The sequence below is a fragment of the Bifidobacterium longum subsp. longum JCM 1217 genome (genome assembly GCF_000196555.1).
Taxonomy (GTDB): domain Bacteria; phylum Actinomycetota; class Actinomycetes; order Actinomycetales; family Bifidobacteriaceae; genus Bifidobacterium; species Bifidobacterium longum.
Genome location: NC_015067.1, coordinates 1,903,919 through 1,923,039, shown reverse-complemented (window position 1 = coordinate 1,923,039; position 19,121 = coordinate 1,903,919). Strand labels below are relative to the sequence as shown.

Below are 19,121 nucleotides of genomic sequence, written 5' to 3'. Positions count from 1 at the left end.
GGCAGAGGGAGCTTGAATCTACAAACTTTTAAGCACCGGATCATCAGAGGCGATGTGGTCCTCGACATACGGGCGCTGCCATTCGAGGAAGGTCTCGCCGGACGTGGTCAGGTGTTCGCGTTTGAGTTCCTTGACGATATCCACCGCAATCTGCTCCACAATATCGTTGATTTTCTCGATTGCTGGAGCCGCGCCCTTGCCGCCTTCGCCAAATCCGGCCCCGCCATAGCAGGCTGCCGAACTCAATCGCATCACGGTTTCCAACTGTTCGCCCACGTTCGGCAACAGCGCGAACATCGAGCCAGACAGCTTGCGCAATGCTGCGAACTGCCACTTGTAATACGGCATATAGCCCACCACCATCGGCACGTTAACCAGGAACACCAACGAGGCGGTGGCCTGCACGAACTCGTGGATGGACAGCCATGCGGCCGCGCCGTCGCCGCGCTTCAACGAACGCGGCAGATTATATTGACCGGCCTGGGCGATCATGCCGAGTCGCTTGGAGATCAGCGCGAGCCGCACATCGTCGGGCATGTTCTTGAACCCTTGGCGCGTCTTGGAAAACAGACCGGTGGGATCGGCGAACACCTCGCCATTGGTGGCGGCGGCCAAGGTCGATTCCTGAAGCATTAGCCACTCATGCGGCGCGGTCTGCGCCGGCGCAGTGTGATACCCGGTGATCGACTCAAAGAAGTCACCGATGCGGAACACGCCGTCACGGCGATTCGTGCCCTGTGCGCGCGGCGTGACGGGGGAGAGCGGTGCATCAATCGGAGTCGTCATCGCTTCCGCCACATCAGAGGACGCCGCGCCTGACTCGGCAGTGGCGGTATCGTGCGTAGCGGTGCCGGGGGTGGGTGCGTTTGCCGCATCGGGTATGACGGTGGAGCCTGCACCTGCGGAGGGGAATGCTCCGGAAGCATCGGACCTGGCATGCGCCTCGAACGTCACGCGGCCTTGCGCATCCACGCTGAACTTGCGCGGCAGTGCCTCGTAATCGACCTCAAGTTGCTCGCCGATCGCCGCGTAATCCTCATCCGTAAGCCACAGGCAGAAGCGCGGGCCGAAATCGTGGTCCTGCGAATACGCATCATCGAATCCGTAGCATTCCGAGCCATGACCCACCAGACCGGCGGCGATACGCCCGGCATACTGCGGATACTTCGCCGCAATCATCGGCTTGCCCATCTGCGTCCAGAACGCGCGGGCCAGCTTCAGTCCGGACACCGGGCATGCGGAAACGGCCTCGGCCGCGCCCGCAGAACCGGTCGACACCGAAACGGTGGATGGGGAAGATGCCGCGTTCGCACCGGTCTTGCCCTGTGCCGGGCTGTTCGGCAGCCGCGAGCCGGACTGGGGCAGCGCGCCTGCATCGCCGGCAACACCTGCATTGTCAACCGTCACCCCGGCCTGCGCCGCCGCTTCCTCGGCCTGCCGCAGATTGTCGGCGGTGATACGCCAGTAATCGGTGTCCTTGCCGTAACATTCCTCGATCACGGCCAGCGCATGCCGGTATCCAGTAACCGCATCCGCATACCGTCTCTCGGCAAAGCACACCTGCGCGAAGCCCGCCAGTGCGGAGGCATAATGCGCGGAATGTTCCAGATGGCCGGTGCGATAGATTTCCAGCGCCTTGGCTGCATGCCAATGCGCGTCCTCCAACTTGTGTTCGGTCAGCAGGGTCAACGCCAGATTCGTGTGCGAGCTGGACACGTCGATATCCGCGTCCGGGTTCACGCTCGAGGCTTCGATAATGCGCAGCGCTTCACGCAACTCCAGTTCCGCCTTGTCGGGCCGATTCGTCTCGCTGTAGAGCATCGACAGATTGTTGTGCAGTGCTGCGAGCCTACGGTCGGTGGGCACCAGCGAATGCCGGCAGACACTCTGCGCCTGATGATACAAATCCTCGGCCTGATCGTATTGTTTGGCCGCGCGCATCGAGGTGGCGCAATTGATTAGCGTGGTGGCCCACGCCTCGGATGTGCCGGTGGTCAAGCCCATACGAGCGGCCAGTTCCAGCGCTCGCTGCACAATCCACTGATTCTCCTTGTGCCGACCTTGCGAGCGATAGAAGCCCATCGTTTCGTTGAGCACGGTGAGCAGTCCGGCCTCGTCGCCGGCGTTTTCCGCGTCCACCATCGCCTGTTCCAAGTACGGGCCGGCTTCGGTGGCGGCCGTGTGGCGATCGAAAATCGCGTCCAGTCCGTTCAGGAATTGTTGGGTATCAAAGGTTGCGGGCGATTGATCGGCATCGTCCGCAACCTGGTTCGCCGTGGAATCGGCACCTTGTGCTGCGGCCGCCGCATCGGTGTCGTCGGCATCGTCTGGACCATGCGCGAATTGCGCGGCGAATTGTTTGAGCAGTGCTTCCTCATCCATACCGCCAGACCTCCCTGAATCGTGTCTGATTTCAGTCTATTAATACTGTGAACAAACACGTCAGGGAGTTTGCTGTGAGCTTGGTCTCAGTCCACCTTGGTTTCGCGCAAGCGGTGAATGGCGTCGGTATCGGTTTCGCAGCGCCACGAGTAGAAGGCCAGCAGCCCTACGGCAAGCAGAGCCAGCGGCATACCGCCCAGGCCGGTATAGCGATAGTTCATCGAGAAGGTGGTGAGCATCGCGCCGCCGACAATCGAGCCGATGGCATTGCCGAAGTTAAACGCCACCTGTACAGCCGCGCCGGCGATCAGCTCGCCGCCGCCCTGGCCGGCTTCGGTCATCAGCAATTGCTGTGGAGCGGAAGTAAAGAACAATCCGATGGCGATCCAGAACGTCAGTACAGCGGTCATCGGCTGATTACCCGGAGTGATAAGCACCAGCAACAAGCCGAGGCAGGAGATGGACTGACCTATTGCGGCCGCGCCGGCATGCCTCCAATGGTCGGTCAGACGACCTCCAAGCAGACCGCCGATGACCATACCAAAGCCGGCAAGCATCATCAGCATCGGCACCAGGGAAGACGACCATCCGCCGGTTTTCTGCAGCCAAGGGGAGACGTAGCTCCACCAGCAGAACACACCGGCATTGCCGGTGAACACGGCGGCCAAAATCACCCACGGGCCACGGCGGGTGACCGGCGATGCCTGCGTCCTTGATCGGTGCAACGTACGGAATCCACGCCGACGCCAGCACAATCGTCATTGCCGCCCAAGCGGCCAAAATGCCGAAGGCAAGACGCCAGGAAAGGAACTCGGCCATCAAGGTGCCCGCCGGTACGCCGAGCATATTGGCCACGGTCTGTCCGGTGACCATCACGGATACGGCCTGCGCCTCCTTGCCTTCCTCCGCCAGAGTCTTGGCGATGAGTGTGGCTGTGCCGAAGAATGCGCCGTGCGGCAGGCCGGCGACGAATCGTGCGACGACCAGCATGGCGGCATTGACGGAGAATGCGGAAGCCAGATTGCCCACCAAGGCAATCACCATAAACAATATGATGAGGTCCTTCGGCGGCACCTTGCGGCCGAATACCAGAATCAGTGTGCCGAAGCACACGCCGATCGCATACGCGGAAATGTAATGGCCTGCGGTGGGGATGTCCACGCCGGTGGCGGCCGCGGCCTGCGGCAGAATGCCCATCATCACGAACTCGGCGGCACCGAGAATGAACGCGCCCGAAGCCAGTGCAAGCAGACTCTTCTTCATGGTTCCTCTAATTACTTCAGTATTACTTACAAAAACAGTGCGGCAATCGATTGATTCGAGCGATATATTACGGTGGTCCGCCAACAAATACGGGGGCTTGCCGTGATGTGGTTTGTCGCTGTGTGCGGCGGGTTGTTTACCGCTGTTCAATCGCTTGGTTTGATTGTTGGGACAGGAAACGAAAAACCGGATTGCTGATTTCTCAACAATCCGGTCCAGTTGTCGGGCTGGCGGGATTTGAACCCGCGGCCTCTTCGTCCCGAACGAAGCGCGCTACCAAGCTGCGCTACAGCCCGTTTGGCAACAGATGTAGATATTACATTGTGGTGGTGGACAATGCAAATCGGCATGTCGCGAGTGTTGCGTGATGGTGGATTCGCCATGTGTACAGGTCTCTCAAGCCTTGTGCAGGGCCGGTTTTGCGTCATGTGAGCGGGTGTTCAGATGGCCGTGCGGTCTGCCGGGCTCATAATCGCCGGCCTTGCGTACACTGATGAATCATGGCTGAAGTTGTCGAAAATACCGAAAACACTGAGAATGAAACCCCGGCCGTCCCGCAGATGAGCACCGTCGAACGTGCGGAAATGCTGCTCAAGCAGGACGCCACCATCCGCGAGAAGATCAAGTCCGGTGCCACGCTGGACGAAGCCGTGGACCCCTCCAACAAGGAGTTCGGCCCGCTGGCCCACCCCGAGCAGGTGCAGATGCGCGTGGCCAAGCGCGCGATGATGCTTGAGGCCGGCATCGCCCCCTACCCGGTGCACTTGGACGTCACCGACACCATCGAGGCGGTTCGCGCCAAGTATGACGGCAAGCTCGAGGCTGGCGAAGAGACCGAAGACATGGTCGGCATTGCTGGCCGCGTGCTGTTCCTGCGCAACGCGGGCGGCCTGTGCTTCGTGCAGCTGTCCGCCGGTGACGGCACCAAGATTCAGGGCATGATCTCCAAGAAGGAGATTGGCGCCGACTCGCTCAAGCAGTTCAAGCAGCTCGTCGACCTTGGCGATCACCTGTACCTCAAGGGCCGCGTCATCGCCTCCAAGACCGGCGAGCTGTCCGTATTCGCCACTGAGTGGGCTATCGCCTCTAAGGCCCTGCAGCCGCTGCCGGCCCTGCACAAGGACCTGAACGAAGACACCCGCACCCGCAAGCCGTACATCGGCATGATTGCGGACGAGAACATCCGCAACATGGTGCGCAACCGCTCCAAGGCCGTGGCCTCCCTGCGCCGCACCTTTGACGACCACGACTTCCTCGAGGTCGAAACCCCGATGCTGCAGACCCTGCACGGTGGCGCGGCCGCCCGCCCGTTCACCACGCACATGAACGCCTTCGACCTTGACCTGTACCTTCGCATCGCCCCGGAACTGTTCCTCAAGCGCTGCCTGGTCGGCGGCATCGATCGCGTGTTCGAAATCAACCGTGACTTCCGCAATGAGGGCGTCGACGCCACGCACGCCCCCGAATTCACCATGGTCGAGGCCTACCAGGCCTATGGCACCTATGATTCCATCGGCCAGCTGGTCAAGGAGCTCGTGCAGAAGACCGCCATGGACGTCTACGGCTCGCACAAGGTCACCCTGCTCGACGGCACCGAATACGACTTCGGCGGCGAATGGAAGACCATCAGCATGTACGACTCCCTGTCCGAATCGTTGGGCGAGGAGATTGTGCCGAACGGCGGCCCGGACGCCCCCGGCACCTCCGTTGAGCACCTGGGCGCCATCGCCGACAAGCTCGGCGTAGAGCGCGACGACGTGGAGAACCACGGCAAGCTCGTCGAACACCTGTGGGAGCACTTCTACGAGGACAAGCTTTACGAGCCCACCTTCGTGCGTGACTTCCCGGTCGAAACCTCCCCGCTGGTCAAGGGCCACCGCACCAAGCCCGGCGTGGTGGAGAAGTGGGATCTCTACGTGCGCGGCTTCGAGCTGGCTACCGGCTACTCCGAGCTCAACGACCCGATCGTGCAGCGTGAACGTTTCGTGGCTCAGGCCAAGGACGCGCTCGCTGGCGACGAAGAGGCTTGCGACATCGATGAGGACTTCCTCGAGGCTCTCGGCGTGGGCATGCCTCCGGCCGGCGGTATGGGTATGGGTATTGATCGACTGCTTATCGCCTTGACCGGTGCCACGATTCGCGAGACCATCACCTTCCCGCTGGTCAAGCCGCTCGTTGGCTGATTAGGCATACTCTGGCTCCCCTCAGAGAGGGGAGCCGAGTTATATATGAAAGGGATTGCTTATGTCCATCGGCTTGTGGGTTCGGGGCGCGCGTCCCAAGACCTTGGCCACTTCCATCGCGTCGGTGATGGTTGGGGCGACGATGGCATACGCGCATATCGAGCAGTCGGGCACCTGCATCGCAATATATCCCGAACCGGCCTCCTGCGCCACGGCCCGTGAACAGCAGACCCTGCTGATGGACCGATTCTGGCCGGTGACCATCCTGTGCCTGCTAGTCGCGCTGTTCCTGCAAATCGCCGTCAACTATGCGAACGACTATTCCGATGGCATCCGCGGCACTGACGCCGGGCGTGACACGGACGAATCGAAATCAGGCAAACCCCAGCGACTGACCGCATCCGGACTGGTACCGGCCAAGCATGTACTGTTCGCGGCGATGATTTGCGCCGCCATCGCCTGCATATGCGGCATTGCCGCTATCGTGATTTCCCAAGCTTGGTGGCTGTTTGCCGTGGGTGTGGCCTCCTTGCTGGCCGGCTGGTTCTACACCGGTGGCAAGCATCCGTATGGATACGTCGGGCTGGGAGAAGTCGGCGTGTTCCTGTTCTTCGGCTTGGCTGCGGTATTGGGCACCGAATACGCGCTGTGCGGCACGGTGGACGTCGGCGGACTATTGGGTGCTGTGGCGGCTGGCCTGTTCTCCTGCCTGATCATGATGGTGAACAATATCCGTGACATCGACGAGGATCGTGAGCATGGTAAGTGCACGCTGGCCGTACGGCTGGGTGAATCCGGCGCGCGTACGCTGCTGATTGTGTGCTGCGTGGCCGCGTGGGCCATAGCCCTGCTCATGTGCGCGACCCTATGGTGGCCGTGGGGCGCAGTGCTGTTGATCTCGGGCGTCGGAATACCTGTGCGCATGGTCTCCAGCGTGAATAAACGTCAATTCCGCCCGGCTCTGCCCGCCGCCAGCTTCCAGACCTTGCTGTTTGCGGTGGTGCTGGCGGTTTCCGTGACGCTCTGAGAGCGAAATAATAAGACGAATACTCGTGTTTGGGCGCACGCGGCTGTAGACTGAACCGTATGACTTATAAACTAGTACTGCTCCGTCATGGACAGAGCGCATGGAATAAAACTAACCAGTTCACCGGCTGGGTCGACGTACCGCTGACCGAGCAGGGTGAAGCCGAAGCCAAGCGTGGCGGCGAGCTGCTCAAGGAGAAGAACGTCCTTCCGGACATCGTGTTCACCTCCCTGCTGCGTCGCGCCATCAACACCGCCAACATCGCTCTGGATGCCGCAGATCGTCTGTGGATTCCGGTTCAGCGTGACTGGCGTCTCAACGAGCGTCACTACGGCGCTCTGCAGGGCAAGAACAAGACCGAGATCCGCGAAGAGTACGGCGACGAGAAGTTCATGCTGTGGCGCCGTTCTTACGCCACCCCGCCGCCCGAGATCGACCCGAACGACCAGTACGCCCAGAACAACGACCCGCGCTACGCCGGCGATCCGGTTCCGGAAGCCGAGTGCCTGGCCAACGTTGTTGAGCGTGTGAAGCCGTACTTCGAGTCCGCTATCGAGCCGGAGCTCAAGGCCGGCAAGACCGTGCTGATTGCTGCCCACGGCAACTCCCTCCGCGCCATCGTCAAGATGCTGGACAACCTGTCTGAGGAAGAGATCGCCAAGGTCAACATCCCGACCGCCATCCCGCTGCTCTACGAGCTGGACGAGAACTTCAAGCCGATCAAGCCGCGTGGCGAGTACCTGGACCCGGAGGCTGCTGCTGCCGGTGCCGCCGCTGTCGCCGCTCAGGGCCAGAAGTGAGCCTAAGCCGCTAACACGGTACAAGCTGTAAGGGGAGTCGCACATAACGTGCGGCTCCCCTTTGCTATGCCTGCCAAATCCCCCATGGGGCGGTGATTACCCCATGGGGCGGTAAAACCCTCATGGGGCGGTATGCCAGAATGGCTTAATTCCGCGGTTTCACATATCCTTCAAACCGCCCCATGGGCAAGTTACCGCCCTATGGGTGTTTTGCCGCCCCATGGATACGCCGGTGTACCGCCCAAAAGCAACAAAAAACGGCGTCCAGCCGTAGCCGGATCGCCGCTTTCGGGCATCCTCCTCAAACCACAGGAGAACAAGTGTTCAGTTATTCGCCCAATGTGAGAACAAGTCCCAATCAGTCGATGTCGGTGCCCTCGTCGCGGGTCGGCTCCTTAGTGGGGTCGAAGCCGGAGACGATGTACACCACACGGCGGGCGGCGGACACGGCGTGATCGCCGAGACGCTCCAGGAAGCGGCCCAGCAGCACGATATCCACGGTCTGCTGACGGGTGATGTCATCGGACAGCGCTAGATCGAAGGTCTGGTGGTGCAGATTGTCCAGCTTGTCGTCAGCCAGGATGATGGCCTCGGCGGTCTTGGCATCGCGATCGAAGAGCATGGCCACCAGCTGGTCAGCGGTGTTGTCCAGGAAGTCGATCATCTCGGCGAACACCGGTTGAGCGGATTCAGGAATCGCGGCGGCCGGATAGGTGCGGCGAGCGGCCTCGGCCACGTGGCGGGCAAGATCGCCCATACGCTCGAACGTGGAAGCCAGACGCATGGTGGAAACGACCACACGCAGATCGGTGGCCACCGGATTCTGCTTGGCGAGCAACTTGACGCACTGGTCAATCACAGAGGACTCCAGGGCATCGATTTCGATGTCGCCGTCAATCACAGTCTGTGCGGCTTCAACGTCCTGATTCAGCAGGGCTTCCCCAGCTCCTTTGATCGCCTTGCGTACGTTCTGCGCCATACGGTCGAGGTCGTCAGCAACCTGCTTCAGCTCCTCGTTGAAAATAACGCGCATTTCTCTAGCCTTTCATGCTTGCTTATTGCAACCTGTACCAGTGTATTATTCCAGTACTTGTTCCCCACTTCAACGTAGGTAATGGCAACCTCAAGTTGTTCTACTGTTCATTGGGTTGTTCACCTGAAATTCATGTTACCGGCGTGCCGGCAAACCGCAATCCCGGCGTGTGGTGTGAAAGAATGGGGGCATGACACAGATGCCGCTCGTCGCCGCGATTGCTCTTATTGTCACGGCTGTTTTATTTGTGGTAGGAATCATCACGCTCATCGTGGGATTTGCGACACATCGAGTGTCCATGGAATCGCCGCTGGCCGATGATGACGACAATGACGATCTGTCCGACGACACCGCCACGCTGCTGTCCATGCTGCCAGGTGCGTCCGTGGTGGTCGACGAGCACGACGAGGTGGTCCGCTGCAATCCCGCCGCCTACCGCCTGGGTGTGGTGTCAGATGACGCCATTGCCCAGCAGCATGTGCTGGATGCCATTCACGAGGCGCGCAAGTCCGGTGGCAAGCGCCAGTTCGACTTGACCACCGATACTCCGGAGCGGTACGTCGCAGACCAGAACAAGGGCGATCACGTCGCCACGCAGTCCGTCCACCGCCCCAACTGGCTGAAGGTGACTGTAGGGCGTATCAACGAGCAGTTCGTCATCGTGTTGATTACCGATGTCAGTGATGTGATTCGTTTCGCTCAAGTGCGTGACTCGTTTATTACCAATGTGTCCGAGCAATTGTTGGGCCCCACTGAGGCTCTGGCCAAACTCGCCGATTCGCTGGAGTCCGGCAATCTGGACGAACAGCAGGTGGCTGCCGACGCTCGCCAGGTGCGTTCCAGCTGCAGCAAGCTCAACCACATGGTGTCTGATTTGCTGCTGCTCATACGCGCGCAGGAGCCGATTACGCCGTCTTCCGCCAACCGACTGAACGTTATGGAACAGCTCAGGGCCACGGCGGCGCGACTGGAGCCGCAGGCAGCCGAGGCTGGCGTGCAGCTGAACATCAAGGGCGACGATGATCTAGTCATCAATGGTGAGGCGGACCAGATCGACAGCGCCGTGACCAAGCTCATCGAAAACGCCATCGGCTATTCCAAGGAAAATGGCGTGGTCAGCGTGTCCGCATCCAAAGACAAGGATGGCGACCGCGCGGTGATTCGCGTGATTGACCAAGGCACGGGCATCGCTAAGAAGGACCAGGCGCGCATCTTCGAGCGGTTCTACCGGGGCGTGGAACAGAGCAATCGCACGGCGGATGGCGTGGGCCTAGGCTTGGCCATCGTCAAGCATGTGGCGCTGACCCATCATGGCGATGTGACCGTATGGAGCGCGCCCGGGCAAGGCAGTACGTTCAGCCTTACGTTGCCATTGGCGCAGTGAGGTAAGGAATTGGTGGCATGCCTTGCATGCCACCAATGCTGTTTGATGAGCGACCTGCGGCCGCGGTCTCTCCCTCAATCAGCTACGCTGACAGCTCCCGTCATCAGAGGGAGCTTGTGTTGCGTTACTGTCCGAGGCGGCGGTAGTCCCAGCGGTCGAAGTATTCCCAGACCAGCAGTAGCAAGCCAATAATGACGCCGGCCACGCACATAATCACCAACGGCATTACGCTGTAGCCCACGGCCAGCAGAATCAGCACGACAATCAACGCCACAATCCATAGACCGGTACCGATGGCAAACACCTTACGCAGATCCACCCGTACGGGCTTGGGTGCGGGTTTGCGGACGGCAGGGTCAATGAGAGGCGCGAACTTCATACTCATGCACTGTAGTAAGAGTAGGGAGGGGCGTCAAACATCCCTCCCTACGATTTATTCAATCGGCATCAGTTGAGACCGATCAATGTGCATGGCATATATGGTCGGCAATGCGGGGCATATATGCCATCACAGGTGCTCGACCACGTAGTCGACGCACTTGGTGAAGGCCATGACATCAGCCGGTTCCACCGAGGGGAACACGCCAACGCGCAGCTGGTTGCGGCCCAGCTTGCGGTAGCCGGCGGCGTCCACAATGCCGTTCTCGCGCAGGATGGACAGTACCTGAGAGGCCTGGACTCGCTCGTCCAGATCAATGGTGACCACGGCGTTCGAGCGTGCGTCCGCATCGACGACGAACGGAGCGGCGTATTCGGAGCGCTCGGCCCACGAGTACAGGATGGATGCGGACTTGGCGCAACGTGTGGTGGCCCAGGCGAGGCCGCCGTTGTTGTTGAGCCAGCGAATCTGGTTTTCCATCATGATCAGGGTGGCCACGGCGGGCGTATTCAGGGTCTGATCCTTGCGGGAGTTGTTCAGTGCCGTGGTCAGCGAGAGGAACGGCGGCACCCAGCGATGTGCGCCTTCCAGATGAGCGCTTGATTCGACGCCTGCCGCACGATCGATAGCTTCGGGGGAGAGGATGGCGACCCACAGACCGCCATCGGCACCGAAGGCCTTCTGCGGTGAGAAGTAGTAGACGTCGGTCTGGCTGATGTCCACAGGCAAAGCGCCGGCTGCGCTGGTGCCGTCGATGACGGTCAAGGCACCAGCTTCACGACTTCCGGCCACGCGGCGAATCGGGGCGGCCACACCAGTGGAGGTCTCGTTGTGAGCCCAGCAATATGTGTCCACGCCCTCGGTGAGCTCAGGTAGACGGTAAGTGCCCGGCTCGCCGGGGAACAGCACCGGGTCTTCAAGGAAGGGTGCGTTCGCGGCGGACGCGGCGAACTTGGCACTGAACGAGCCATACGTGCCGAATGCGGCGCGACGGGTGATCAGCGAAGCGCAGGCAATCTCCCAGAACGCGCTGGCGCCACCGTTGCCAAGCGCCACCTCATACCCTTCAGGCAGGTGGAAGAACTCGCGCAGACCTTCACGAATCGAAGCGACCAGTTGCTTGACTGGTGCCTGGCGATGTGATGTGCCAAGCAGGGTGGTGGCGCCGGCGTCGAGCGCGGCGATCTGTTCGGGGCGGATTTTGCTGGGGCCGGAGCCGAAGCGACCATCTTCGGGCTTCAGCGACTCGGGAATACTCAGTGTGATAGTCATGGTTTCAAGGGTAGACCAGTGTTGGGGAATATCGCGGATAATGCTCGGTGTGCGGGATTACTGCGGGGTTACTGCGGAATTCCGGGGTGCCGGGCGGCAGTGGTGGCAATGCGGAATGCAGTGCAGAATGTACGCAGCACATCATGGTTACGGTGTGTCGGAATGACATGAGTTAGTGATTCTTCCGATAACCGGATAGTGAGGTTCGTGAACGGGCGGAAACAAGGCAGTTTTTTCACCCGGCCGCACGGTTACGTAAATCGTTTGACACACCCGGATGGTGGGGGATCACATTGAGGATTGACCTCTGTTCGTTGTACAGTACTCAATTGTGACGGTCATACGAGGTCATCGAAATGACCCCGCCGAACCCATCCAAGGAGTTAACGTAGTATGAAGCATGCTTCGCATAAAGCGACCACGGTCTCGCGCCAGAAGTTCAGCTTAGCGAAGGCATTGTTTGCCTCCGGCAAGGGTTCTCATTCCGTTCGTGCTGTGCGTGCGGTGCAATCCGCTGGTAGCGACGCCGTTGTTTTGGGGCTTGATCCGGCCATCGCCGAGAAGATCAACGAAATCGCTCCCCAGACCCGCCGTTCCATTCGTGAGGCCGCTCGTGCCGCTGAACGCCGTAGCCATATTCTTGCCTCGGCCTCACTGGCCGCTCTGGTCGGCACGGCCGCAGGTGCTCTCGCGTTTTCCAACAATGAAGACGCCACGAACTCGTTCGTGGCTGATCCGGCCACGACGACCACGCAGATTAAGCGCATCAGCGATGTGACTGCGGCTTCTCGTTCCGAAGCGCGTACTGATTTGAGTTCATCCTCCGTTACCGCACAGTCCACCAATGAAGGCGGCTGGGGGCTGAGCAATTCAGACAGCACCTTGGACGCCAAGCTGATGAATCGCAATAATGCGAACAATCCTGTGGTGTCGGCTCTCGTGGATGCCGATGGCGATGCTGTGCCGGCTGGCTTCAACCCGAACCATGCCGTTGGCACCAACTCCAACAACTATCCGTGGGGTCAGTGCACGTGGTACGCGTACCAGCGTCGTGCCGAACTGGGCCTGCCTTCCAGCGGCAACTTCGGCAATGGTGGCGCGTGGGCGGCGTCAGCTTCCGCTCTGGGCTATTGGGTGGACAACACTCCTCGCCATGTCGGTGATGCTGTGGTGTTCGCTCCTGGCCAGGCCGATGCCGATGGCGCGTACGGCCATGTTGCCGTTCTGGAAAAGATCAATGCCGACGGCTCCATTGAGATCTCCGAATCCAATGCCAAGGGATTGGGTGTGATTTCGACCCGTACGTTCAGCGCCGCCGAAGCCGGTAAGTTCCAGTACGTTCACTACTGATTCATTTCATTGGCTTACATTCGGTGATTACTGTTCGGATGTGACGTCGCCCTATCGGCAATCGTTCGCGCGAAATGACATTTCAAGTGTTGCGGCCGCGTATTAGTCCGAACTGACCTGTGCCGACACGCCGATATATCCCAATAGCTCCGGGGTGTTTTATTTCTTCCATCCTGTACGAGTTAATGCGCACCGTGTAGGGTGATAGTTCTATGAAGACCAAAACTGTAGCTTCTTCCATTGTTGCCGCGATTGTCTCCTGTGCCTGCTTGTTTATGTTTGTTCCTACAGCAACTGCAGCTGAGGGTGTTACTGTGACTTCCACCAAGTCCTTCCCCTCGTACACCCAGGTGCGCAAAGATCTGACGACTGAAGCCACTGCCACGAGCGTTGAGGACAATGCTGATTGGGGCGGCATTGAGAACCTCGATGTGCCGCAGACGGAATCTCAGGCGGAAAAGGATGCCGCAGCGGCCAAGAAGGCTGCCGAAGAGGAGGCCGAGAAGCAGGCGGAGGTCGAGGCTCAGGCGACCCAGGAGCAGGCCAACGCCGCGAGCCGTAATGAGTCTCGCTCTTCTGTTACTTATTCCGATGCCAGTGGTTCGGTTTCCGCTGGTGCCGGTGCCTCTATCGACCGTGCGTATTCTTTGATCGGACAGAGCATGGACTGCACCGCATTGGTCAGTCAAGCGTTGGCGGCCCGTGGCATTAACTTCCACGGTTGGCCTGAAGAGTACGTCAATGTTCCTGGTGGCCACGTAGTCACAGACGGATCCCTGCAGCCGGGCGATATTCTGATTTATGCCAACACCGGTGGATGGAACGGTGGTGCACACTACGATCATGTGGCGTTGTATGTCGGCAACGGTCAGGCGGTCCATGGTGGATGGAATGGCTATAGCGTGGCTCTCGCTAGTGCCATGACCGAAAAGCTCACCATCGTGGTGCGTATCCCGTGATGCAGTCTTATTGATTGATTTATTGCAGGCCTCGGATGCCGATCGGTATCCGAGGCCTGTTGCGTTCTCCTGCCGAATGATGCACCCGCGACATCATCTTCGAAATGCTATTCCTGTTATGAAATCGACCCATGTGTGCTAGTGTATGGCGTTGATGATGAGCGTTAAGACTATTATTTCCACATCAGTGGCGATTATCGCCACGGGTGCCATGTTTGCGTGCGTAGCCCCGTTTGCCTCTGCCGATTCCGCGCAGACGAGTGCTGTGGTGTCCTCACGTTCTTTCCCGAAGGCGAGTTCGGTGAAGAAGAATTTGTTCGCCGAATCCACCTCCACCTCGGTTGATGAGAACTCTAAATGGGGTGGCATCGAGACTCTTGATGTGCCACAGACCGAGTCTCAGGGCGAGAAGGAAGCTGCTGCAGCGGCGGCGGCTCAGAAAGCCGCTGATGAAGCTGCTGCAGCCCAGTCCGCTGCTGCTGCGGCAGCCAGCCGCTCTGAACAGCGTGCGTCGATTCCACAGGTTGACTTGGGTAAAATGACTGGCACTGGCACTGGCGCTGAGCTTGCTAGCTTCTCACTGAAGTTCCAAGGCTATCCGTATGTTGCCGGCGGCAACACTCCGGCAGGATGGGATTGCTCCGGTTTTGTGCAGTACGTCTTCTCCCAGTTTGGCATCTCCCTGCCTCGTACCTCTGGTGCTCAAGCCACCGTGGGTACTCCGGTCGCAAGCTTGGCGGATGCCAAGCCGGGTGACATTCTTGCGAATGGTACTCATGCGGCCATTTACATCGGTAACGGACAGGTGATGAATGCTATGAACCCGGTGCAGGGAACGGCAGTAAGCGACGTTTCCGTATTCGGTGGAGCTGGATATTCCATTCGCCGCGTGATGTGACAAGAATTATGCGGTAAGCGAATTCGTATTAAGGCACGTCCTTTGGGGTGTGCCTTTTTCGTATACGCGGATTTCTTTTTGAGCGGAGGATACCGGCCAAACCGAGTGTCGCGGGGTATTGTTGAGATACGCGGTATTCGTGCCGCAATAACTTCAAGGAGGTCGTCATGATTAACGACAAGGCTATTCTCGTCGGCGTTGACGGGTCGCATGCCAGTTACAAGGCAACATGGTGGGCCGCGAATTATGCAAAGCACGCGGGGCTGACGCTGCAGATTGTCTGCGCATATTCCCTGCCGAGCTATGCCGCCGTTTCGTTCGATGCCACTTACACGGCGATGGGGGACGATAACGCCGCGCATTCCGATGCTCAGGAGATTCTGTCCAAGGCCAAGGCCATCGCAGACGAGCAGGGCGTCGAAGCCGCCACACTGATTGTTACCGGAGATCCGGCATCGGTGTTCGTCGAATTGTCTCGTAACTACAATCTGATCGTCATTGGCAACCGTGGCAAGGGCGGTCTGGCCGAGCGCCTGCTGGGCACTACGTCCTCATCGCTGCCGGCATATGCTTACTGCCCGATTGTGGTGGTGCCGTACACCGATGATGACGGTAACCTGATGCACCTGAACAACACGATCACCAAGGTGGCCGTCGGCTCCGACGAATCCAAGTGGGGTCTGAAGGCGCTGGACATTGCCGCCGACTTCGCCACGTGCTGGGGTGCGGAACTGGACGTGATTTCCGCTGTGCCGAACCTGAAGGGTGTGGACGGCGAGGACGCCGTCATGGAGTCCTACAAGGACGATCTTGAGGTGCGCATCAAGCCGTTGCAGGAATCGCATCCTGATCTGAAGATCAACAAGCAGATCGTTTCCGGCCCGGCCGTGAGCGCCCTGACCAAGGCCAGCTACGATCACGATGTGGTTGTTGTCGGCTCCCGTGGTCGCGGCGGCTTCACTGGCTTGCTGCTGGGCTCCACCAGCCAGGGCCTGCTGCAGCATGCGGTCGGCCCGGTGTACGTGGTGCCACGCAAGTATGTTGAGGCCGCGGAATCGCGTCTCGACACCGTGCCGAGCTCGCCCGCCGAAGTGCCTACCAAGTCGCTGGAGGAGATTGCCGGCGTCGAGGAGATTCCGGTGTCCGCAGCCGAGCCTGAAGTCGCCCAGCAGATCGAAAAGACCATCGATCCCGATCGCCAGTAAAGTCCGAATATACGGAAAGAGGCTCCCGCCAGGGAGCCTCTTCAATTTATATCCCGTCTCAGTGCTTGACGGTGACGTTCATGCGCACCGGGGTCTCCTGCACGTAGGTGTGCTTGACCGTGCAACCCTTGTCGATATGGCGGGTGACGCGCTCCTTGAGCTTGTCGGCATCCTCCTCGGACAGACCGGCGTCGGAAGCATCAATCACCACCTGCTCCTCGAAACCGGTGTAGGCGTCATTTTCCGGGTCGTACGTGCCATCCACCACAATCTTGGCACCCTTGCCCTCACCCAGCGTATGTTCGATGGCGAACTGGCTGGACAGCGCGGCGCAACCGGCCAGCGCGACCTTCATCAGATCGCCCGGCGTGAACTGGCCACGATCCTTGCCGAACTTAATGTGTGCGCCATCGTCGCTGAACGCATCCCACGAACCGTCCTTGTTACGCTCAACCCACAGTCGCTTACCCATAGCTGCTCCTTTATTTTCAGCCGCCGGCGATCTGGCCCATCGCCATGCCAGCGGGGGAGCGCGGCACCTGGCCGCTCTCCCGCATCATCGGACTTCTCTATTATGCCCCTAAGCTACACTGGTGCACATGGCTTTGACCGAAGAACAACTCGCAGATATTCGCTCCCGTATCCCCGCACGTCCCGAAACGGACATTCCGATGCCCTATGAGGACCTGGTGCGCAAGATCCTGACCGAAGGCACGCTGAAGTCCGATCGCACCGGCACCGGCACGATTTCCCTGTTCGGCCAGCAGATGCGCTTTGACCTGTCGAAGTACTTCCCGTTGCTGACCACCAAGACCGTGTTCTTCAAAGGCCTGGCCTATGAGCTGCTGTGGTTTTTGAAGGGTTCCTCCAACATCAACTGGCTGCTGGAGCACAACGTGCATATTTGGGATGAGTGGGCGGACGAGAACGGCGATCTGGGCCCGGTCTATGGCGTGCAGTGGCGTTCCTGGCCCGCGCCGACCCCCGAGGACCCGAATCGCACCATCGACCAGATCTCCAATGTGCTCGACCTCATCAAGCATCATCCGGATTCGCGCCGCATGATCGTCTCCGCGTGGAATCCGGCCGAGGTGGAGAAGATGGCGTTGCCGCCCTGCCACGCGCTCTTCCAGTTCTACGTGGCCGACGACAAGCTAAGCTGCCAGCTGTACCAGCGTTCCTGCGACATGTTCCTCGGCGTGCCGTTCAATATCGCCTCCTACTCGCTGCTCACCATGATGATGGCGCAGCAGGCCGGGCTCAAGCCGGGCGAATTCGTCTGGACCGGCGGCGACTGCCATGTTTACGACAACCACGTCGACCAGTTCCTTGAGCAGCTGGGCCGCAAGCCCTACCCGTACCCGACCATCGAGATCCGTAAGGCCGATTCCCTGTTCGACTACCAGTATGAGGACTTCAAGGTCGTCGGCTACCAGCATCACCCCACTATTAAGGCACCTGTTGCGGTCTGATGCTGATTACCGTTTCGTGGACAGCGAATACTGTGAAGGTGACGGCCCCCGAGTCTTCGCTGTCCACTACACTAAGGCCCAGTTCCGCAATCCAGGAGGAGTAAGCGAAATGGAGCATGACAGTAGCCGTAGCGGCTATCACGAACCCGAGCCCGGATCTGCCGGGCTGTCTGCCACTGAAGAAGACTGGGGTGACGATTATCCCAAGACCTTCTCGGTGAATCTTATCTGGGCCGAAGCCCGTGACAAGGAAGGTCGCGCCGGTGCCATCGGCCTCAATGGTGGCATGCCTTGGCACTGTGCCGAGGATATGAAGCATTTCAAGGAGCTGACCGTCTCCCATCCGGTGATTATGGGTCGTAAGACCTGGGAATCGCTGGGGGGCAAGTACCGGCCGCTGCCCAACCGCGACAACATCGTCGTTTCCCACGATCCGATGTACCGTGCGCCGGGGGCCACTGTGGTCACCAGTCTTGACGACGCGCTCGATATGGCCCGTCAGGAGGCGATTCCGGACGACGGTCTGGACCGTTCGGAGATTTGGATCATCGGCGGCGCCCAGTTGTTCGCCAAGGCTTTGCCGTTCGCGGACAAAGCCTATGTGACTGATCTGGCCGCCACCGTGGATGCCGACAGCTACGCGCCCGATATGGCGTCGCTGGTCGAGGCCGGGATGTGGCGGGAAGCCGAAGTGGGCGAGTGGCATACGCCCGCCAAGGAGGAGTCCGGCATCGATTCCTATCGTTTCCGTATCTTGGCCAAAACCAAGTAAGCATGCGAATCCGGCTTATGCCCTTTATAGCGGCATGAGCCGGATTCATATTCATTCGACCCCAACAATACAGTCGGGCCGTGTGCGGCCCGGTGAAGCCCGATTGAGGATTGATTCAAAGCTATGAGCAATACCCAGCCCTACACCGTAATGACCGTCTGCACCGGCAATATCTGCCGTTCGCCTATGGGTGAGATCATTCTGCGTCACTTCTTTAATGAGCGCGGTCTTGGCGACCAGGTGAACGTGGAATCCAGCGGTGTGTCCGACGAGGAGTGGAGCCACCCGATCGACCCGCGTGCCGTGCGCGTGCTACGCGAACGTGGCTATGGTGATGAGATTCCGCGTGACCACTTCGCACACCGCATCTCGCGTGAGGAAATCGACCGTACCGACCTGTTCCTGCCGATGACCGCCTCCCACATGCGCGCCCTGCTGCGCATGCTGCCGGCCGGCAAGCGCGCCGAAGTGCACATGTACCGCAGCTTCGACCCGAATCTGCCCAAGCCGAAGCCCGGCCGCGAAGATCAGATCGATCTGGTGGACCCGTGGTACGGCGGCAAGCACGAGTTCGAGGTCGCCATCGACCAGATTGAGGAAGTCGCCCCGTACATCGTCGATTGGGTGGCGAAGCAGCTGTAGGAATCGGCCTGTGGCCGATGCTGTGTGTTTCGCAGTCTTACGACTGCGGGTCTCTACCTCCGTCACCGCTTCGCGGTGCCGCCTCCCTCGTCAGAGGAAG

Annotated in this window: 16 protein-coding genes, 1 tRNA gene and 1 pseudogene; 11 read left to right on the top strand and 7 right to left on the bottom strand. The window is 59.8% G+C overall.

The features are described 5' to 3' along the window. Positions 1 to 18: 18 nt before the first annotated feature. The 3 genes and pseudogenes from BLLJ_RS08320 to BLLJ_RS08310 form a co-directional block, all read right to left on the bottom strand. On the bottom strand, positions 19 to 2,382 hold the full coding sequence (locus BLLJ_RS08320) for a DUF4037 domain-containing protein (protein ID WP_013582915.1): 2,364 nt from the start codon (positions 2,380 to 2,382) through the stop codon (positions 19 to 21). Positions 2,383 to 2,468: 86 nt separating this feature from the next. Continuing rightward, positions 2,469 to 3,645: pseudogene (locus BLLJ_RS08315) on the bottom strand (MFS transporter). A gap of 222 nt (positions 3,646 to 3,867) precedes the next feature. After that, a tRNA-Pro gene (locus tag BLLJ_RS08310) sits at positions 3,868 to 3,941 on the bottom strand. 204 nt (positions 3,942 to 4,145) lie between these two features. Here BLLJ_RS08310 and lysS point away from each other — a divergent pair. From lysS to BLLJ_RS08295, 3 genes are all read left to right on the top strand, one after another. Beyond that, positions 4,146 to 5,828, top strand: a complete 1,683-nt coding sequence (gene lysS / locus BLLJ_RS08305; protein ID WP_007053839.1) for a lysine--tRNA ligase — start codon at positions 4,146 to 4,148, stop codon at positions 5,826 to 5,828. Positions 5,829 to 5,889: 61 nt separating this feature from the next. Continuing rightward, entirely contained in the window at positions 5,890 to 6,855 is a 966-nt protein-coding gene (gene menA / locus BLLJ_RS08300; protein WP_007056736.1) for a 1,4-dihydroxy-2-naphthoate octaprenyltransferase, read from the top strand. A gap of 59 nt (positions 6,856 to 6,914) precedes the next feature. After that, positions 6,915 to 7,655, top strand: coding sequence for a phosphoglyceromutase (locus tag BLLJ_RS08295; protein WP_007052347.1), 741 nt, complete (start codon positions 6,915 to 6,917; stop codon positions 7,653 to 7,655). Positions 7,656 to 8,013: 358 nt separating this feature from the next. On the opposite strand, the gene phoU is transcribed toward BLLJ_RS08295, so the two are convergent. After that, complete coding sequence (gene phoU, locus BLLJ_RS08290; protein ID WP_007053841.1) at positions 8,014 to 8,688, bottom strand: phosphate signaling complex protein PhoU; 675 nt, start codon at positions 8,686 to 8,688, stop codon at positions 8,014 to 8,016. 190 nt (positions 8,689 to 8,878) lie between these two features. Here phoU and BLLJ_RS08285 point away from each other — a divergent pair, with 190 nt between their 5' ends. Beyond that, positions 8,879 to 10,072 carry a sensor histidine kinase gene (locus tag BLLJ_RS08285; protein WP_007055303.1) on the top strand — a complete coding sequence of 398 codons (1,194 nt, stop codon included), beginning with the start codon at positions 8,879 to 8,881 and terminating at the stop codon, positions 10,070 to 10,072. Positions 10,073 to 10,196: 124 nt separating this feature from the next. Here BLLJ_RS08285 and BLLJ_RS08280 read toward each other — a convergent pair whose 3' ends face one another. Both BLLJ_RS08280 and serC read right to left on the bottom strand, forming a co-directional pair. After that, the gene (locus BLLJ_RS08280) at positions 10,197 to 10,451 is read right to left on the bottom strand and encodes a DUF2530 domain-containing protein (protein ID WP_007052350.1); all 255 of its coding nucleotides are present in this window, start codon (positions 10,449 to 10,451) and stop codon (positions 10,197 to 10,199) included. A gap of 129 nt (positions 10,452 to 10,580) precedes the next feature. Then, a complete protein-coding gene (gene serC / locus BLLJ_RS08275; RefSeq protein ID WP_007052351.1) occupies positions 10,581 to 11,723 on the bottom strand; it encodes a phosphoserine transaminase in 1,143 nt (380 codons plus the stop codon). 393 nt (positions 11,724 to 12,116) lie between these two features. Here serC and BLLJ_RS08270 point away from each other — a divergent pair, with 393 nt between their 5' ends. The 4 genes from BLLJ_RS08270 (at position 12,117) to BLLJ_RS08255 (ending at position 16,135) form a co-directional block, all read left to right on the top strand. Further along, entirely contained in the window at positions 12,117 to 13,073 is a 957-nt protein-coding gene (locus tag BLLJ_RS08270) for a CHAP domain-containing protein (RefSeq protein ID WP_007052353.1), read from the top strand. Positions 13,074 to 13,285: 212 nt separating this feature from the next. Then, entirely contained in the window at positions 13,286 to 14,032 is a 747-nt protein-coding gene (locus BLLJ_RS08265; RefSeq protein WP_007052354.1) for an NlpC/P60 family protein, read from the top strand. Between the two features lie 145 nt (positions 14,033 to 14,177). Next, complete coding sequence (locus tag BLLJ_RS08260) at positions 14,178 to 14,930, top strand: C40 family peptidase (protein ID WP_007053845.1); 753 nt, start codon at positions 14,178 to 14,180, stop codon at positions 14,928 to 14,930. 167 nt (positions 14,931 to 15,097) lie between these two features. Continuing rightward, positions 15,098 to 16,135, top strand: coding sequence for a universal stress protein (locus BLLJ_RS08255; RefSeq protein WP_007052357.1), 1,038 nt, complete (start codon positions 15,098 to 15,100; stop codon positions 16,133 to 16,135). Between the two features lie 58 nt (positions 16,136 to 16,193). On the opposite strand, the gene BLLJ_RS08250 is transcribed toward BLLJ_RS08255, so the two are convergent. Further along, complete coding sequence (locus BLLJ_RS08250; protein ID WP_007052358.1) at positions 16,194 to 16,607, bottom strand: OsmC family protein; 414 nt, start codon at positions 16,605 to 16,607, stop codon at positions 16,194 to 16,196. Between the two features lie 199 nt (positions 16,608 to 16,806). Between BLLJ_RS08250 and BLLJ_RS08245 the strand changes: the two genes are divergently transcribed. From BLLJ_RS08245 to BLLJ_RS08235, 3 genes are all read left to right on the top strand, one after another. Continuing rightward, the gene (locus BLLJ_RS08245; protein ID WP_007052359.1) at positions 16,807 to 17,607 is read left to right on the top strand and encodes a thymidylate synthase; all 801 of its coding nucleotides are present in this window, start codon (positions 16,807 to 16,809) and stop codon (positions 17,605 to 17,607) included. A 109-nt stretch (positions 17,608 to 17,716) separates the two neighbouring features. Further along, positions 17,717 to 18,379 carry a dihydrofolate reductase gene (locus BLLJ_RS08240; protein WP_007052360.1) on the top strand — a complete coding sequence of 221 codons (663 nt, stop codon included), beginning with the start codon at positions 17,717 to 17,719 and terminating at the stop codon, positions 18,377 to 18,379. A gap of 123 nt (positions 18,380 to 18,502) precedes the next feature. Continuing rightward, a complete protein-coding gene (locus BLLJ_RS08235) occupies positions 18,503 to 19,021 on the top strand; it encodes a low molecular weight protein-tyrosine-phosphatase (RefSeq protein WP_007052361.1) in 519 nt (172 codons plus the stop codon). Positions 19,022 to 19,121: the final 100 nt, after the last annotated feature.

Excerpts from the sequence above, each read along its gene's own strand:
- BLLJ_RS08260 (WP_007053845.1), top strand. The coding sequence starts at position 14,178 with ATGGCGTTGATGATGAGCGTTAAGACTATTATTTCCACATCAGTGGCG.
- BLLJ_RS08255 (WP_007052357.1), top strand. The coding sequence starts at position 15,098 with ATGATTAACGACAAGGCTATTCTCGTCGGCGTTGACGGGTCGCATGCC.
- BLLJ_RS08265 (WP_007052354.1), top strand. The coding sequence starts at position 13,286 with ATGAAGACCAAAACTGTAGCTTCTTCCATTGTTGCCGCGATTGTCTCC.
- BLLJ_RS08240 (WP_007052360.1), top strand. The coding sequence starts at position 17,717 with ATGGAGCATGACAGTAGCCGTAGCGGCTATCACGAACCCGAGCCCGGA.
- BLLJ_RS08270 (WP_007052353.1), top strand. The coding sequence starts at position 12,117 with ATGAAGCATGCTTCGCATAAAGCGACCACGGTCTCGCGCCAGAAGTTC.
- BLLJ_RS08320 (WP_013582915.1), bottom strand. The coding sequence starts at position 2,382 with ATGGATGAGGAAGCACTGCTCAAACAATTCGCCGCGCAATTCGCGCAT.
- BLLJ_RS08280 (WP_007052350.1), bottom strand. The coding sequence starts at position 10,451 with ATGAAGTTCGCGCCTCTCATTGACCCTGCCGTCCGCAAACCCGCACCC.
- menA (WP_007056736.1), top strand. The coding sequence starts at position 5,890 with ATGTCCATCGGCTTGTGGGTTCGGGGCGCGCGTCCCAAGACCTTGGCC.
- serC (WP_007052351.1), bottom strand. The coding sequence starts at position 11,723 with ATGACTATCACACTGAGTATTCCCGAGTCGCTGAAGCCCGAAGATGGT.
- BLLJ_RS08295 (WP_007052347.1), top strand. The coding sequence starts at position 6,915 with ATGACTTATAAACTAGTACTGCTCCGTCATGGACAGAGCGCATGGAAT.
- BLLJ_RS08250 (WP_007052358.1), bottom strand. The coding sequence starts at position 16,607 with ATGGGTAAGCGACTGTGGGTTGAGCGTAACAAGGACGGTTCGTGGGAT.
- BLLJ_RS08285 (WP_007055303.1), top strand. The coding sequence starts at position 8,879 with ATGACACAGATGCCGCTCGTCGCCGCGATTGCTCTTATTGTCACGGCT.
- phoU (WP_007053841.1), bottom strand. The coding sequence starts at position 8,688 with ATGCGCGTTATTTTCAACGAGGAGCTGAAGCAGGTTGCTGACGACCTC.
- BLLJ_RS08235 (WP_007052361.1), top strand. The coding sequence starts at position 18,503 with ATGAGCAATACCCAGCCCTACACCGTAATGACCGTCTGCACCGGCAAT.
- BLLJ_RS08245 (WP_007052359.1), top strand. The coding sequence starts at position 16,807 with ATGCCCTATGAGGACCTGGTGCGCAAGATCCTGACCGAAGGCACGCTG.
- lysS (WP_007053839.1), top strand. The coding sequence starts at position 4,146 with ATGGCTGAAGTTGTCGAAAATACCGAAAACACTGAGAATGAAACCCCG.